We start from the raw sequence: 14,605 nt of genomic DNA on the forward strand, positions 1-14,605 counted from the left end.
AGACCTACTTCGCGAGGTCCCGCGCGCTTCGGCCGAGGGCGTGCTCGAGGCGAACGCGGCCGGTGCGCGACTGCGCCTTGGCGTTGAGCGACTCGAGGCGCGCGCGCGTAAAGCCCGTCTCGGCCTCGCGCACCTGCGTCGCCGTCGCGCGCCCGTGCGTGAAGAGCTCGCGAGCGACGCGGTAGGCCTCCGCCGACGCCTCGAGCTGACGCTTCGTCGTCGCCGTCGCCGCTTCCGCCTCCCGGACCGCCTGAAAGGCTTGGGTCACCTCAAGCTCGATGCCGTCTCGCGTGAGACCCTTCTGGGCCACGAGCTGCGCCGCGCGGGCGTCAGCTTCGTTCATGCCCGCGCTGCTCGTCATGAGGTCGTTCGGCGACCAGGTGACCTGCGCGCCGAGGGCCCACGTGCCGAACCACTCGTCCGTTTGGGGGAACTTGCGAGAGTTGGGGTTGGCGTAGACGCCGTCGGCGAAGGCCGAGAGGCTCGGGTATCGACCGCCCCCCACGGCGCGCGCTTGCGCGACGGCCGCGTCGGCGTTGGCGTCGATGCTCTTGATCTCGTAGCGCGACGTGTGAGCCTCGCGAACCAGCTCGTTGAGGTTGCCTTCGAATTGCGGGAGGTCGCGGTCGAAGTCTTCACCGGGGGAAAACCGTTCGTCGTCACCGGCGTGCATGGCGACTTTGACTTGGCGTTCGGTGAGCGACACCAAGTTCTTCGCTCGCTCGACCATGAGGTCGGCTGCTGCGACCGCTGACTCGGCCTGAAGCACGTCGGCCTTCGACGCGTTGCCCACAGCGAACTGGTTCTTGGCGTCTTGCACGAGCGTCTTCTGGAGATCGTGGGTCGCCGTCGCGACGACGAGCGCGGCCTGGGCCGTCAGCCAGCCGTAGTAGGCGACCTTGCCATCGGCGGCAGACTTTGCCCGTGCGGCGACGACGTCGTGTTTCGCCGCGACCGCGGCGTGCGTGGCGGCCGTGTGCGCCTCGTTGATGCGGAGGAAGTAGTCACTGATGGGGACCGCGACGGACGCCTGTAGCAGGTACTGATCGAGGATCAGCGCAAAGCCCGGGAAGCCCGGCGCGAGCGGCGCCACGGTGTAGTTGCTGAGGCGGGTGTAGCGCGCCGCCGTCGTGACGCGCGGCAGGTAGTTGGCCCAGGCGGCGTCGACCCGAGCGGCGGCGGCGCGGATGTTTTCTTCCGAGGCCTTCGCCGAGTAGCTGGTCTTCGCCGCGCGCACCGCGACCTGATCGGCGGTGAGGCCGCCGGGCGCGGCGCGGACCAGATCGGGTGTTTGGGCCGCCGAGGTGCGCGGCTCCTCGGGAGCGGGCGCTGCGCTTGGAGGGGCAACCGCCGGCGGTGGTGTCGCCGTGCCGGGCTTCGCGCCTTGTGCGAACGCGCTAGCGGGGCCTAGCAGTGCGGCCAGCGCCGCCGCCGCAAGCCAAAGTCGCGGCGTGGCGCTCGTCGGGGAGTGCTCAATCGATCGAAAGCTCATTCATCGTCTCCGTTGCGACGCGGGTGCGGCAGTCTACTTCGCTTGGCCTTTCGGCGGTTCGGAAGAAGCGCCGGAACCGGCAGAAGGACCAGGCGGCGAAGCGGTAGAAGAACCAGGAGCGCGGCGGGGCGCGAGCTCAAGCTCGACGCGCTGCCCAAGGCGGAGCGTTGCAGGCTCGAGCAACTTAACCTTCACCGCGAGAACCCGCGTGTCGGTCGGTCGCCCCGGATCTTGCGGCTTGATGCGGCGCGAGATGACCTGATCGGGGATCTCTTCAACCTCGCCCCTCACGCGGCCGGGGTAGCCCTCGGCCCAGACGCTCACGGCCTGGCCCAACGAGACGCGAGCTCCATCGAACTCGTCGATCTCGGCCTCGACGCGGAGCGCCGTGATGTCTGCGACCGTCACGAGGCGCGAGCCTTGCGCGACGAGCTCGCCTTGTTCGGCATGCTTCTCGAGGACGACGCCGTCGATGGGGGAGCGCACCACGGCCTTGTTCAATACGGTGTCGAGGCGCGCGGCGCTGGCGCGGGCGACATCGCGGCGAGCGATGGCAGCGTCTCGTTCGCGCGTCGCCTTGTCGAGCGACGCCTTGGGCAGCGCGCTCTCGTTGTGCAAGGCGGCGGCGCGAGCGAGCTCGGTGCCGGCAAAACCGACGTCGACGGCGGCCTCGCCGACGCGGGCCCAAGTCTCGCGGAGCGCGGCGCGTTGCTCGTCGACGCCGACTTCGGCGATGACGTCGCCCTTCTTGACGACGCTCTTCTCGGTCACCGTCAGCCGGCGCAACGGGCCCGCCACCTCGGTGCCGATGGTCACCTGTCGCCCGGGATAGGTGACCATGCGCCCTTCCGCGAGGATGGGGCGCTCGGCGGCGGCAGCTTTCGCGTTGGTCGCCGGCGCGGCAGGCCCCGCGTTCGCGAGGCCACCACGGAACACGGCCACGCCGCCGAGGGAGAGGGCCGTCAGCAGCGTAAGAGAGAGGGTCGTTGTTCGCGTCATGGTCGATCCTTGTCGAGAGAGCTTCGTCGGAGCTGTGGAGAGAGAGACTGTCGCGCCTCGTCGGGGCGCTACGAGTGGAGGAGCCCGTCGCGAATGCCGACCACGCGATCGGCCACGCTGCGCACCTTAGGGTCGTGGGTCACGATGAGAAGGCCGCGGTTCTCCTTCTTTGCGAGGTTCTTGAAGAGCTCCAGCACCTGCGCGCCAACGACCGAGTCGAGGTTCGCCGTTGGCTCGTCGGCGAGGACGACGTCGGGCCGACCCGAGAGAGCGCGCGCGATGGCGATGCGTTGCTTCTGCCCACCGGAGAGGTCGCGGGGGAGAAACTTCTTTCGATCCGTCAGGCCAACGAGATCGAGAAGCTCGTCGGCTTCGCGGTGCGCGTCGCTGCCGACCCGACCCTTGATGTTGAGGGCGTACTCGACGTTCTCGAGGGCCGTGAGGGAGGGGAAGAGGTTGTACTGCTGGAAGACGAAGCCGATGCTCTTCTTTCTCACGTCGGGCAATCGGCCCGGCTTCTTCTGATCGATCTCCGTGCCGTTGACGACGACGCGCCCGCTCGTGGCCGTCAGGATGCATCCGAGGATCGAGAGGAGCGTGGTCTTGCCGGAGCCGCTCGGGCCTTCGAGGGCGACGATCTCACCGGCCTCCACGGCGAGCGACACGCCGCGCAAGACATCGACGGTCTCGCGACCTTCGCTAAACGACTTGGTCACGTCTTCGGCGGAGAGAACGACCATGGGGGCCTCGCGAGGAAACGATGTTTGCGAACGTTGGGGACGGGCGGTGACGAGTGGGACAGGAAGGCTCAGGCGCGGAAGACGAGCGCGGGGTCGATGCTCGCGACTTTCCGGAACGAGATGGCCGACGCGGCGAGGCAGAGCAGAACGGTGCCGACGAAGACCTCTGCGACGAACGCTGGCGGCAAGAGGAGTCGAAGGTCGACCTTGGCCAGCACCGGGCCGAGCAGCATGGGCGGGACGACGCCGAGCAAGAAGCCTAGGACCGCGCTGACGACGGCCTGCCGCGCGAGGATTCGGTAGATGTCGAAGTTCGAGCCGCCGATGGCCTTGACGGTGCCGAACTCTTTGATGTGCTCCATCGTCGAGGTGTAGAGCGTCTGCGCGACGACGACGATCCCGACGAGGCAACCCAAGAAGACCGTGAGGTACATGTTGAGGCCGATGCCCGTGTTGTCGACCCAGTAGCTACGCGACCGGTTGGCCCACTCGACCTTCTCGTAGACGTCGTTGAAGGGGAGAAGCTCCGCGAGCTGGCGCTTGACGGCAGCGGCGTCGGCGCCAGGGCTGAGCTTGACGAGGACGTAGGTGGTGTTGCCTCGCAAGGTCGGCTGAAGCGACTGCGCCAGCGGATAGCTCATGAACGTGATCGGCGTCGTCGTGAAGCTCTTGGCCTCCTTCGTTCGCCCGAGGATGCGAAAGCGTTGCCCCAAGACCTCGCGGTGCTCACCGACCTCGAAGGCGCCGTAGCGCTTCACGCTCGACTCATCGAAGAAGACGTAGCGGCCGCGCCTCAGGTCCTCCGCATGGCCCTCGGAGACGTTCCACGGAATGCCCCACTTGGTGAAGTCCTCCAGCGCGTAGACGAGCGAACCCTCCTCGGCGCCTGACGGAAGCTGCACGTTCATGAAGGCGACGATGAGGTTGTCGGCGCGCTCCACGCCCGGAACGGACCGAACGCGGTGAATGCGCGACTCGGGAAAGGCGTGTGCGAAGTCCACGTTGGGCGTGTTCCGCGACGTGATCCAGAGATCCGCGTCGACGTGCTCGATGGTCACGGTGGCGTTGGCGAGGAGGCCCTTGAAGAGGCCCACCTGCACGAGCACGAGCGTCACGGCGAAGGCGACGCCGCTCACCGTGATGGCGAAGCGAACCTTGTCGTGCAGGAGCGAACGCAGAGCGAGGTCGACCATCAGCGTTGCTCCTTCGCGTCACTCTTCTTGGACTTCTTGGGTGCGGCCTTCGAAGGCGGACGTGACGCTGGCTCGCTCGACGTCGGCCCCGCGAGCGCCGGGAGCGCGTCGGGCTTCACCATGCCCGTCACGAGCGAGCGCACGATGCCCTCGATGCGCGCCTCCACGGGCCGCCAGTCGATCCACGTGTCTTGCCCGTGCGTGATTTGAAGCGACACGACGCCGTGGATGGCGGCCCAGGCGACCTGCGACGCGAGCTCCGCGTCGGCGAACTCGGGGCGGAAGCGGCCGGTGTCGATGGCCTCTTGCACGGTCCACTTCAAGAACGCGTAGGCATCTCGCGCCGGATCCCCGTGCCACTCGGCCGCGTCTTCCTTTCGTGAGCGGTTCGGCATCATGAACATGACGCGGTAGTGCTGGGGATGCGACACCGCGAAGCGGGCGTAGGCGCGCCCCACCTCGCCGAGGCGCTCGACGGGATCGGCGTGGGCCGCCAAGGTCGACATCTTCTCGCCGAGCACGAGGAAGTCGTGCATGCACAGCTCTCGGACGAGCGCTTCCTTGTCGGGGAAGTGAAAGTAGAGCGCCGTCGCCGTGTACTCGATGCGCTCGGCGATCTTGCGCATCGTGACGGCCTCGAAGCCGTGCTCGGCGAACAGCTCGCGGGCGGCGTCGAGGATGCGCCCCCGCAGCTCCTGTTTCTCACGCTCTCGACGCTGAGAGGAACTCATCGCTTGCCCTCGTTGACCCGCGGTTCAAATTCTAACGACGTTAACATTAGGAACAAACCTCAAGCCGTCAAGGGCCGAGTGCCTCACGGGCGGCCCGTGTAGCCTCGGGGCGCGACAAGCCCCATGCGGCGTGGGGCCGGGCCTTCGGAGCCAGAGGGGCAAGGCAGATGATTGATATCGCCTCGAAAAGACTCGTAGAGAAACTCGATTCACGGGTCGCCGACGGGCCCCCGGTGCTGGCCTTCGACGCCGACGGAACGCTCTGGCAAGGCGACGTTGGAGACGATTTTTTCGACGCGCTCATCGCTGGCGGCCTGGTGCTCCCCTCGGCGCAGGCGGCGATGGCCCGCGAGCTCGGGATTGCTGCCGGTGAAGGCGACCGCCCCGAGCAGGCGCTCTTCGACGCGTATCACTCGGGAAAATTCGACGAAGAGCGCTTCTACGAGTGCGTCGCCTGGGCGGCCGCTGGCCGCGATCGGGGGGCGGTCTTGGAGATCGCGCGGCGCGTTCAGGCGGAGCGAAAGCTCCCGGAGCGACTCCACGCGGAGATTCGCCCCGTTCTCGCGTGGGCCCGGGCTCGCGGCGCGGAGGTCTACGTTGTCAGCGCTTCCCCGCGCTTGGTGGTTCAAGAAGGGGCGCGGCTCCTCGGCCTCGAGCCGGCCCGCGTCTTGGGCGCCGAAGCCGTTTTTGAAGGGGAACAGATGATGCCCGCCGCGCTCCGGCCGATTCCCTACGGTGCCGGGAAGGTTGTGGCCCTGCGGAAGCACATCGGCGCCCGGCCCCTCCTGGCGGCCTTTGGCGACAACGTCTTCGACGTCCCGATGATGAAGGAGGCGCAGCTCGCCGTCGCCGTCCGGCCGAAGCCGCGATTGTTGGCGGTAAAATCGGAAGTGCCCGGTCTATTTGGCCTCGAGCCTACAATGTAGGTGCGCGCGATCGGCCCGATGCTACGTCCATCCGCAGTTCGGAGCCGATCATGAGCAGCAAAGCCTTGCGTCAAGTCTGGGGTTGGATGGATGTCTACGAGCTCGACGCGCTCGCGTTTGCGGATCTGGTGGCCGGCGTGGGCGGCTGCACCCGAGAAGGCGTGCTGGCGGTCGTGTCCGGACGGCGACCCGCCTTCTGCGTGGCCCGCGCCATCGAGACCGTGACCCGCGTCGACGCCCACGATTGGTTCGTGGAAGAGCCGCAGCGCCGCGCCAGCGCCAATCGACCGACGGAAAGCGTGGCGCCGCCGCCGAGCGGCCGCAACCTCGCCGCCGTAGCCTGATGCTGGCCTGAAGCCGGCGTGACGCGGCTGGCTGACGGTCGCCGCGGCCCGCCGTCGTTCTCCACTTTCCGACGCCGCGAATCTATGAACAATGCCTCCTCCGACGAGCGTCTCGCGCGCTCGCCGCAGAGGGAGCCAGCATGGATTTCGAGCTCACCGAAGAGCAAACGCTGATTCGAGACACGGCGCGCGACTTTGCCGCGCGCGAGGTGGCGCCCAAGGCCGCGGAGCTCGACAAGAACGGCCGCTGGCCTTCCGAGATTCTCGAGAAGATGGCCGAGCTCGGCTTCCTCGGCATGGCGGTCCCCACCGAGTGGGGCGGCGCCGGCCTCTCGGCGCTCAGCTACGCCATCGCGATGGAGGAGATCAGCGCGGCTTGCGCGTCCACGGGCGTCATCATGAGCGTCAACAACTCGCTCTTCTGCGATCCGCTCGTGAAGTTCGGCACGCCGGAGCAGAAGAAGAACGTGCTCACGCCGTGCGCGCAGGGGAAAAAGCTCGGCTGCTTCGGCCTCACCGAGCCGATGAGCGGCTCCGACGCGCAGACGATGCTCACGTCGGCCGAAAAGAAGGGCGACAAGTGGGTGCTGAATGGCGCCAAGAACTGGATCACCAACGGTCCCCACGCCGACTTCATCATCGTCTTCGCGGTGACCGACCGCTCCGGACCGAAGGTCAAACACACGGCGTTCTTGGTGGAGCGCGGCACGCCCGGGTTCACCCAGAACGCGCGCGATCACAAGCTCGGCATCCACGCCGCGCATTCGTGCACCGTGTTCTTTGAGAACGTGGAGCTCCCCGACAGCGCCATCGTCGGCAAGGCCGGCGACGGCTTCCGCGTGGCGATGGCCACGCTCGATGGCGGGCGCATCGGGATCGCGGGCCAGGCCCTCGGCATCGCCAAGGCGGCGCTCTCACGGTCCGTCGAGTACTCCAAAGAGCGCAAGAGCTTCGGCGTGCCCATCTCGGAGCACCAGGCCATTCAGTTCATGCTGAGCGACATGGCGACGGAGCTCGACGCGGCGCGCCTGCTCACCTGGCGCGCCGCCACCATGAAGGACGCCGGCGTGCGGCATTCGGCCGAGAGCGCCATGGCGAAGCTCTTCGCGAGCGAGATGGCCACGCGCGTGGCCCACAAGGCCATCCAGATTCATGGCGGCTACGGCTACTCCACCGAGTTCCCCGTGGAGCGCCACTACCGCGACGCGCGCATCACCGAGATCTACGAAGGTACGAGCGAAATCCAGCGCATCGTCATCGCCGCCAGCCTCATGAGCGCCTGAGCATGCGACACCACCGAACCCCCGTTGGCTGCCTTTACGTCGCCCTCTGTGCGATCGCCCTCTCGGCCTGTGGCGGCGCGCCGCCCCCGCCGGCCGAGCCCACGCCTGAGCCTGCGCTGCGCAAGTCTCGTGGCCCCAAGATGCAGATGCAGAGCGAGCTTGGCTCCATCGATCAAGCGGAGGTCGAGAAGGTGCTGCAGAAGGCGCAGGGCAAGCTCCAGGAGTGCCACAAGCGCGGCCTCAAGCACACCGACTACCTCGCCGGCGACGTGAAGATCTTCCTTCGCATCAGCGAGCAGGGGCGCGTCAAGTACGCGTACCTTGAGGAGAGCACGCTCGGCGACCGCGACACCGAGCGCTGCATGCTCGCCGCGCTCGAGGCCCAAGCGTGGCCCGCGCCGGAGGGTGGTGAGGCCGAGGTTCGGAAGGGCCTGGGCTTCGATGCGCCGGGCGACGTGCGCGCACCGACCTCCTGGCCGTCCGACAAGATCGTGCAGGCTCTCGGCAAAGCGGAAGACGAGCTCCACAAGTGTCGCCACGGCGTGTCGGGAACCTTCAAGGCCACCGTCTACGTCGAACCCGACGGCAAGCACGGCAAGGTGCACGCCGTGGGCGTGACGCCACCGAACAAGGACGGCAGCGACAAGGTCGATTGCATGGTGCGTGCCCTCAAGTCGATGAAGGTCCCGAGCCCCGGGAGCTACGCGGCAAAGGTGACCTTCTCTCTCTGACCGCGGCGCGCCAGTTGACGAAGCAGCAGGACGAAGACGCCCATGGACCTCGAACTTTCGCCCACGCAGCTCGCCGTCCAGTCGACGGCGCGCGAGTTTGCCGCGCGCGTGATCGCGCCGCAGGCCGCCGACATCGACAAGCACGAGCGCTTTCCGAAGGAGCCGCTCCAAGGGCTGGCTGAGCTCGGCCTCCTGTCGGTCAACGTCCCGGAGGAGCTCGGCGGCGCTGGCGCCGGTGCCGTCGCCTACGCGCTCGCGATGCAAGAGGTGGCGGGCGCCTGCGCGTCCACGGCGGTCACCATGGCGGTGACCAACATGGTCGGCGAGGTGGTGGCGCGCTTCGGAACCGACGCGCAAAAGAAGCACGTCTGCCCGAAGCTGGCGTCGGCCGAGTGGCTCGCGGGCGCCTTCGCCCTCTCGGAGCCGGAGGCGGGGAGTGATCCCGGTGGCATGCGCACCACGGCGCGCGACGACGGCGACCATTGGGTCATCGACGGCGCCAAGCAGTGGATCACGAGCGGCGCGCACGCCGGCGTGTTCGTCGTTTGGGCGCGCACCGGCGCTCCGGAGACGCACAAGGGTACGCGCGGCATCTCTTGTTTTCTCGTCGAGGGCGGTACACCGGGCCTTCGCATCGGGCGCGCGGAAGACAAGATGGGCCTTCGCGGCTCCAACACCGTGGGGCTGGAGTTCGACGGGTGCCGCGTGCCGAAGAGCGCGCTTCTGGGCGACCTCCACGGCGGCTTCAAGATCGCCATGATGGCCCTGGACGGCGGCCGCATCGGCATCAGCGCCCAAGCCATCGGCATCGCCCGCGCGGCCCTCAGCGAGAGCGTTCTCTACGCGAAGGAGCGCAAGCAGTTCGACAAGCCCATCGGCGACTTTCAGGCCATCAAGTGGAAGCTCGCCGACATGAAGACGCGCATCGATGCGGCGCACCTCTTGTGCATGCGTGCGGCGTGGATGAAGGAAGCGGGCGTGCCGTTCTCACGGGAAGCCTCCATGGCGAAGCTCTTCGCGAGCGAGACCGGAATCAAGGTCGCCAACGAGGCGGTCCAGATCCACGGCGGCTACGGCTACACGCGCGAGTTCGCCGCCGAGCGCCACCTCCGCGACGTCCGCGTCACGACCATCTACGAAGGCACGAGCGAAGTTCAGCGCATCGTGATCGCGCGGCACGTGCTGGGCGGCTAGTGCTACTGACCCTCCGTCGAGTCGTGGGCGGGCTGGTGTGTCAGCTGTTGTTGCCGCATTGTGCAGCGCCGGACACGGTGAACGCTGCGGATGCCGCGCCGGAGGACGCTCGCACAAGCGAAGCCGCGGTGAACGCGACAGACGCGGTGCCACCTCCGAGCGCCCACATGTACTGGAATTCACCGCCCATCGCGCCATGCCCGGCAGGCTGCTTCGCGCAGGTGATGGACGTGCTCGACCGAAAAGCCAGCTGCCTGCGAAGGGCATCGCCGTGGTGTGGACCTTCGACGCAGCTCCAGAGTCTCGACGCACCGTGTAGCGTCCGCGAAGCCGATGGCGCGTTGGTGCTGTTCCGCAGGAGTGATATTCGCCCGCCTCCCCTCGAGACAGGCAAGTGGCGGGGCTGCTCGGTCGCCGAGGACGCCGAGATCAGGACCGTTGGCCTCTGCCCATAGCGTCTCGCGCGAGCGCGTCGCGTCGGTTCAACGGACACGGTGCGCCTGCGCCCGCCGCGGACGGAAACCAGTCGCAAGCCGCGAAGCGACTCGGCGTCCACCGGAACACCGTCGGCCGCTGGCTTCGAAGTCCAGGGCGAGGCGTGAGCTCGAAGCTGCGAGAGCGATTTGGGCGTTGACCGCCTACGCCCTCACTTGGACCGGCCGGAGGCGCGCGTGCAAGAGCGCGGTCACTTCGGAGCGCGTCGGTTTTGGTCCGCTGCCGACGTGCACGTGGTGCGCGGCGATGCGATTGTGTTGCTTGGTCATGAGCATCGCCCAGACCATGAAGAAGTCCGTGCCCGACAGGACCAGCGAGCCGTTCGCCGCGTAGTCATCGCGATTTTTGGCGAGCTCACCGGGCAGTTCGCTCCAGTGCATCGTGGCCTTGAGGTGGTGGCCGATGTGGTAGCCGTCGTTGAAGCAGCGCCAGTTGTAGCGACTGTCGATGCACGTGAGGCTGTTCTTGTAAGAGTTGCCCGGATCGACCGGGTCGACGAACGCGTGTTGGCCCCAGTTGCCCGCCATCATCAAGAACCGGACGATGAGGAGGGGCGCGACGAAGACCACGAGCGTGGCCTGCCAGCTATACGCGGCGAGGGCGGCGACGACCGCGTAGTAGGAGAGCTCGCCCACGAGGAGCTTCCGCAAGAGCGCGCGCCGGCCCCGCTTGTGAAGGTAGGCCGCGAGCTCGAAGATTCCGAAGAAGAGGAAGCGAAAGAAGTAGTGCAGGAACGCGAAGACGCTGTCGCGCTGGTAGCGGATCGTGGAGCTGAGATCCGCCTCCATGTTGTTCTCCGGGTGGTGCATGCCCACGTGGTGAACGAAATAGCTCTGCGGGCTCTCGCCGTAGAAGGGGCCCAAGATCCAAGGGATGAAGTGGTTGAGCGCGCGGAAGCGACGACTGCACGGCGGCCGATGGCTCGTGTTGTGGAGCATCAGGATGAACCGGTCTGCGAGGCCGAGCACGAGCGCCAAGTGGACCGCGGCCATCCACCACGGAAAGCTCCGCAGGGCGAAGAGCGCGATGGCCGTGGCGATCACGACGCTTCGCGAGAGCGAAACCCAGAGAAAGGGCCAGTCGCGGGCGTCGTTCAGGATGGCCGCGGTCAGTCGGGCGTAGCCTGGCGGCATGGCCCGACGTGAGACGGCCTCGTCGCGCGTGGTCGCCGGCGCGCCAGCGAACGCGTTCGCCGCGGGCGATGCTTGCGCGCCGTCCTCGGCGCTGAGCGCACCAGAACCGGCGCTCACGGCAGCGAGCCCAGGGGCGACGGTGTTTGGTGGACCAACGACTTCAAGGGCCTCAGCGAGCCCGAAGCTCGACGACCCGGACCCTACGCTGCCGCGGCCCCCGGGGCAAGGCTCGGTGCGGCCGCTCGCAGGACCTCGAGCGGTCCGCCGCGGTGAAATTCGGCTGCTTGCAGCTTGCCCCTGTCATGGCGGTGCTATCACGGCGCCCATGGCCGTCGCCGCCCCCTCGAATCGCTGGATCTTAGCCTGCACCGTGGCCCTGCTGCTCGCGGCGTCCGCGCCCGCCTGCGTGCCGAGCGAGAGCCCCCCGGCGGCTCAGCCGGTCGAGGCTGGCCTCGCCCTCCCGGGCGTCTCCGAGGCGGGCGGCGCTTCCGGCGCTGGCATCCTCAGCCTCGTTGAGAAGAGCTTCGACTTCGGCCCCGTCGACTGCGGCGCCGCCGCACCGCCGAAGACCTTCACCGTGAAGAACGTCGGCCAATCCAAGGTCACCTACAACGCAACCGTGAAGAGCGGCCCGTTCTCCCTCGAGGGCGACGTCGCCGGTAGCGCCGACCCCGGCGATGAGCGCACCGTGACCCTCAAGGCCAACACGGTCCCGGCCGGGGCTACGCCGGGGCTCGCGGTCACGGGCGTCGTCGCCGTCACCAGCGATGTGCCCGGCGCACCGGAGCTATCCCTGCCAATCACGCTCACGCCGCGCGGCGCCGTCGTTACCGTTCAGCCGGCGCCGGCCGACTTCGGCCAGGTGAAGGTTGGCGCGACCGCGCCGGTATTGCCCATCGTCCTTGCGAACACCGGGAACGCGCCGGTCACCGTAAGCCTCGCCCCGGGCGCGCTCGGCGACTTCTCCCTCGTCGGCGCTGACGCACCGATCGTCCTTGCCGGTGGCGCGTCGCAGACGCTCGACGGCAACTTCGCGCCGAAGGCGAGCGGCGCCGTGACGAAGGCCGTCGCGCTCTCGGCGCAAGGGGCCATTTGTGGCGCACCGCCCGCGGCCGTCGAGCTCAAAGGGGAGGGGACCTACGCGCCGGTGACCGTCACGGGCACGTTGAATTTGGCACCACCGATTGCGGTACGCAGGCCACGGCCAAGACGGTCACGATTAAGAACGACAACGCTTTCGCGATCACCTTCGCGGCGACGCTACCGGTCGGGAGCATCTACTCGGTTACGCCAAAGAACGGGTCCGTTGCGGCGAACGGTGAGGTCGCGCTCACTGTGTCGTCGCCCACCATGACGGCGCCTCGCTCCGTCGCGCCCAACGCTTACGGGAGCTCGCTCACGGTGACCACGAACGCGCCGAACGATCCGAACCCGCATGTGCTCTCGATCTCGCAGTCGGCTCGCGGCGCCATCATCGGCGCGTCGATGGTGGTCAAAGATTTCGGCTCGTCCACGCGCGGCGTCGCCAAGTCGCTTGCGCTGAACCTCACGAACACCGGCAACGTCGCCGCGAGCGTTGGGCTTTCGACCAGCGCGCCCTTCTCGACGAGCCTCGGCGCCGGGACTGCGTCTCTTGTCGCGACGACGGGGACGGCCAGCCCCAACGTGATCTTTACGCCAACGGCGGGCGTCGTCTCCAACGGCACCGTCACCCTTTCGTCCACCGGCGTGCCCCTGTGTGCGGCGCTGCCGTCGGCCATCGCCATCAAGGGCACCGGACTCCTTCCGAAATACGTCTACGGTGGCAACGGCCTCGGAGCTCTCGGCGTGACGTGCGGCGTGCTTGGCGCGCCCACGGCAACGGTCGTCATCGCCAACGACGTGACGGCGACGGGCGCCCTCGTGCTCTCGAACATCGCCGTCACGGGGCCCGCGACGGTGTCGCCAACGAGCGCCACGCCCATCGCGCCGGGCAGCAGCGTGACGTTCACCGTCACCGGCAAAAACGCCGTCGTGGGGACCGATCTCGGCGGCTCCGCCCCGACCGTTACGCTGTCGTTCAACACCAACGACCCTCTAAAGGCCACCGCCTCCATCGCGGGAACAAGGCCTGTCACCGGTGCCAACCTCAGCTACGTGCGTTTCGATCAGGTCGGCGTCGTGCCCATCACATCGCTCGACATCAACGGGTGCCCCTTCGTGACGAACCCGCAGGACTACTTTGCCCTATCCAACAACGGCAACGCCGACGGCTTCGTGAACATCCCGACGATCACCGACGCGTACAGCTTCTACGTCGACGCCACCAACCCGATCTCCGTCTTCGCAGAAGGCACCTCGCAATCGGTCCAGGTGATGTACACGGGCCCCGTTGGCGCGACGACGGCGGCCGTGCCGACGACCGTGGCCACCGTTCCCGTGGGGAGGAAACATTTGCAAGATGGTGGCGCCGCTCCCGCTTCGGTACGTCGCCCTTCCGGCCAGCGCGCCGCAGTGCATGTAGAGCGGTCAGCCCCGGCTTTGCGGAGGCCGTACCGGGCCGCCTACTTGCAGCAGCGAAAGCCGGTCGAGTAGTCGTGGTACGAGACGTCGTGGGCCACGGTGCGGTAGCCGCACCCGTCGCCGTTCTTGTGCGTGTCCATGTAGTAGCCGCCGCGAAACTGTCCCTTGGGGTCGTTCGTCCACTCGTGGAGGTTGCCCACCATGTCGAAGACGCCGTAGCTCGACTTGCACGAAGCATGGGCGCCGGTCTTGCTCAAGGTCTTGGGCAGCTGGTTGATGCGCGGATCGTTCATCTTGGTGAAGTCGTGGAACGGATCGTCGGCGGCTTGGAACAGCTCCACCACCGGGTGCGCCTTGCGCCGCTCGGCGTTGCAGCGGCCCGGGATCTCGGTTTCGCCGTAGGGGTAGGTCGTCTTCGTGCGGCCGCGGCACGCCGCGTCCCATTCCTCGGGGGCGCAGAGACGCTTGCCCGCGTTTTCGCAGGCGGCCTTCGCTTCGAGGCCCGAGATGTACCCCTGCGGCACGAGGCCCGGCGCGGAGACGGCCTTCACCTTCTTGCCGGTGACGGGCTCGTAGGGCGAGTGCGCGGCGAGCTTGCCCTTCTCGGTGATCTCCACCACCGCCGCCTCGTAGCGATCGATGCAGAATGCACGCCCATCGGAAACCACCATGGCCATGTGCCGGGGGCAGCGCGTCGGCGGTGAGGCCGCGGCGGCCTCCAGCGACGCCATGCGCTGGCCTCGCCCGGTGGGCGAAGCCTGAAGACCCGCCGCGAGCAGCACAACGCTGCTCGCGAAGGCGAGGGCTAGGGCCTTTCCGGCGAAGGGCGTCATGGCCCGCGG

General features: G+C 67.8%; 16 protein-coding genes. 8 read left to right on the forward strand and 8 right to left on the reverse strand.

All coding sequences use genetic code 11. The annotated features are described in order from the left end of the window. Positions 1 to 4: 4 nt before the first annotated feature. The 5 genes from IPG50_33030 to IPG50_33050 form a co-directional block, all read right to left on the reverse strand. Positions 5 to 1,492, reverse strand: coding sequence for a TolC family protein (locus tag IPG50_33030; GenBank protein MBK6696972.1), 1,488 nt, complete (start codon positions 1,490 to 1,492; stop codon positions 5 to 7). 33 nt (positions 1,493 to 1,525) lie between these two features. Then, a complete protein-coding gene (locus tag IPG50_33035) occupies positions 1,526 to 2,491 on the reverse strand; it encodes an efflux RND transporter periplasmic adaptor subunit (GenBank protein ID MBK6696973.1) in 966 nt (321 codons plus the stop codon). Positions 2,492 to 2,559: 68 nt separating this feature from the next. After that, entirely contained in the window at positions 2,560 to 3,231 is a 672-nt protein-coding gene (locus tag IPG50_33040) for an ABC transporter ATP-binding protein (GenBank protein ID MBK6696974.1), read from the reverse strand. Between the two features lie 68 nt (positions 3,232 to 3,299). Further along, positions 3,300 to 4,424, reverse strand: coding sequence for an ABC transporter permease (locus tag IPG50_33045; protein ID MBK6696975.1), 1,125 nt, complete (start codon positions 4,422 to 4,424; stop codon positions 3,300 to 3,302). After that, positions 4,424 to 5,155: a TetR/AcrR family transcriptional regulator gene (locus IPG50_33050; GenBank protein MBK6696976.1), complete on the reverse strand. Its 732-nt coding sequence runs from the start codon at positions 5,153 to 5,155 to the stop codon at positions 4,424 to 4,426. Before IPG50_33050 ends, IPG50_33045 begins: the two co-directional genes overlap by 1 nt. Before the next feature lie 167 nt (positions 5,156 to 5,322). Here IPG50_33050 and IPG50_33055 point away from each other — a divergent pair, with 167 nt between their 5' ends. The 5 genes from IPG50_33055 to IPG50_33075 all read left to right on the forward strand — a co-directional run bounded on the left by IPG50_33055 (position 5,323) and on the right by IPG50_33075 (position 9,633). Continuing rightward, the gene (locus tag IPG50_33055) at positions 5,323 to 6,081 is read left to right on the forward strand and encodes an HAD-IB family phosphatase (protein MBK6696977.1); all 759 of its coding nucleotides are present in this window, start codon (positions 5,323 to 5,325) and stop codon (positions 6,079 to 6,081) included. 50 nt (positions 6,082 to 6,131) lie between these two features. Next, complete coding sequence (locus IPG50_33060; GenBank protein ID MBK6696978.1) at positions 6,132 to 6,425, forward strand: hypothetical protein; 294 nt, start codon at positions 6,132 to 6,134, stop codon at positions 6,423 to 6,425. A 140-nt stretch (positions 6,426 to 6,565) separates the two neighbouring features. Then, positions 6,566 to 7,708 (forward strand): acyl-CoA dehydrogenase, encoded by a 1,143-nt coding sequence (locus IPG50_33065; protein ID MBK6696979.1) that lies wholly within the window; start codon positions 6,566 to 6,568, stop codon positions 7,706 to 7,708. 2 nt (positions 7,709 to 7,710) lie between these two features. Further along, positions 7,711 to 8,439 carry an AgmX/PglI C-terminal domain-containing protein gene (locus IPG50_33070; protein MBK6696980.1) on the forward strand — a complete coding sequence of 243 codons (729 nt, stop codon included), beginning with the start codon at positions 7,711 to 7,713 and terminating at the stop codon, positions 8,437 to 8,439. Between the two features lie 42 nt (positions 8,440 to 8,481). Then, complete coding sequence (locus tag IPG50_33075; GenBank protein MBK6696981.1) at positions 8,482 to 9,633, forward strand: acyl-CoA dehydrogenase family protein; 1,152 nt, start codon at positions 8,482 to 8,484, stop codon at positions 9,631 to 9,633. Between the two features lie 40 nt (positions 9,634 to 9,673). Here IPG50_33075 and IPG50_33080 read toward each other — a convergent pair whose 3' ends face one another. Continuing rightward, the gene (locus tag IPG50_33080; protein MBK6696982.1) at positions 9,674 to 9,823 is read right to left on the reverse strand and encodes a hypothetical protein; all 150 of its coding nucleotides are present in this window, start codon (positions 9,821 to 9,823) and stop codon (positions 9,674 to 9,676) included. A 204-nt stretch (positions 9,824 to 10,027) separates the two neighbouring features. On the opposite strand from IPG50_33080, the gene IPG50_33085 reads away from it, so the two are divergent. Next, positions 10,028 to 10,267: a hypothetical protein gene (locus tag IPG50_33085; protein ID MBK6696983.1), complete on the forward strand. Its 240-nt coding sequence runs from the start codon at positions 10,028 to 10,030 to the stop codon at positions 10,265 to 10,267. A 4-nt stretch (positions 10,268 to 10,271) separates the two neighbouring features. Here IPG50_33085 and IPG50_33090 read toward each other — a convergent pair whose 3' ends face one another. Next, a complete protein-coding gene (locus tag IPG50_33090; protein ID MBK6696984.1) occupies positions 10,272 to 11,378 on the reverse strand; it encodes a fatty acid desaturase in 1,107 nt (368 codons plus the stop codon). A 208-nt stretch (positions 11,379 to 11,586) separates the two neighbouring features. Between IPG50_33090 and IPG50_33095 the strand changes: the two genes are divergently transcribed. Continuing rightward, positions 11,587 to 12,615 carry a choice-of-anchor D domain-containing protein gene (locus IPG50_33095; GenBank protein MBK6696985.1) on the forward strand — a complete coding sequence of 343 codons (1,029 nt, stop codon included), beginning with the start codon at positions 11,587 to 11,589 and terminating at the stop codon, positions 12,613 to 12,615. Beyond that, on the forward strand, positions 12,612 to 13,835 hold the full coding sequence (locus IPG50_33100; GenBank protein MBK6696986.1) for a hypothetical protein: 1,224 nt from the start codon (positions 12,612 to 12,614) through the stop codon (positions 13,833 to 13,835). The genes IPG50_33095 and IPG50_33100 overlap by 4 nt, the downstream gene beginning before the upstream one ends. Here IPG50_33100 and IPG50_33105 read toward each other — a convergent pair. Then, positions 13,805 to 14,596 (reverse strand): SUMF1/EgtB/PvdO family nonheme iron enzyme, encoded by a 792-nt coding sequence (locus IPG50_33105; protein MBK6696987.1) that lies wholly within the window; start codon positions 14,594 to 14,596, stop codon positions 13,805 to 13,807. The genes IPG50_33100 and IPG50_33105 overlap by 31 nt on opposite strands. Positions 14,597 to 14,605: the final 9 nt, after the last annotated feature.

The organism is Myxococcales bacterium (assembly GCA_016703425.1).
GTDB lineage: Bacteria > Myxococcota_A > Polyangia > Polyangiales > Polyangiaceae > JADJCA01.

Excerpts from the sequence above, each read along its gene's own strand:
- IPG50_33030 (MBK6696972.1), bottom strand. The coding sequence starts at position 1,492 with ATGAGCTTTCGATCGATTGAGCACTCCCCGACGAGCGCCACGCCGCGA.
- IPG50_33035 (MBK6696973.1), bottom strand. The coding sequence starts at position 2,491 with ATGACGCGAACAACGACCCTCTCTCTTACGCTGCTGACGGCCCTCTCC.
- IPG50_33040 (MBK6696974.1), bottom strand. The coding sequence starts at position 3,231 with ATGGTCGTTCTCTCCGCCGAAGACGTGACCAAGTCGTTTAGCGAAGGT.
- IPG50_33045 (MBK6696975.1), bottom strand. The coding sequence starts at position 4,424 with ATGGTCGACCTCGCTCTGCGTTCGCTCCTGCACGACAAGGTTCGCTTC.
- IPG50_33050 (MBK6696976.1), bottom strand. The coding sequence starts at position 5,155 with ATGAGTTCCTCTCAGCGTCGAGAGCGTGAGAAACAGGAGCTGCGGGGG.
- IPG50_33055 (MBK6696977.1), top strand. The coding sequence starts at position 5,323 with ATGATTGATATCGCCTCGAAAAGACTCGTAGAGAAACTCGATTCACGG.
- IPG50_33060 (MBK6696978.1), top strand. The coding sequence starts at position 6,132 with ATGAGCAGCAAAGCCTTGCGTCAAGTCTGGGGTTGGATGGATGTCTAC.
- IPG50_33065 (MBK6696979.1), top strand. The coding sequence starts at position 6,566 with ATGGATTTCGAGCTCACCGAAGAGCAAACGCTGATTCGAGACACGGCG.
- IPG50_33070 (MBK6696980.1), top strand. The coding sequence starts at position 7,711 with ATGCGACACCACCGAACCCCCGTTGGCTGCCTTTACGTCGCCCTCTGT.
- IPG50_33075 (MBK6696981.1), top strand. The coding sequence starts at position 8,482 with ATGGACCTCGAACTTTCGCCCACGCAGCTCGCCGTCCAGTCGACGGCG.
- IPG50_33080 (MBK6696982.1), bottom strand. The coding sequence starts at position 9,823 with ATGGGCGGTGAATTCCAGTACATGTGGGCGCTCGGAGGTGGCACCGCG.
- IPG50_33095 (MBK6696985.1), top strand. The coding sequence starts at position 11,587 with ATGGCCGTCGCCGCCCCCTCGAATCGCTGGATCTTAGCCTGCACCGTG.
- IPG50_33100 (MBK6696986.1), top strand. The coding sequence starts at position 12,612 with ATGACGGCGCCTCGCTCCGTCGCGCCCAACGCTTACGGGAGCTCGCTC.
- IPG50_33105 (MBK6696987.1), bottom strand. The coding sequence starts at position 14,596 with ATGACGCCCTTCGCCGGAAAGGCCCTAGCCCTCGCCTTCGCGAGCAGC.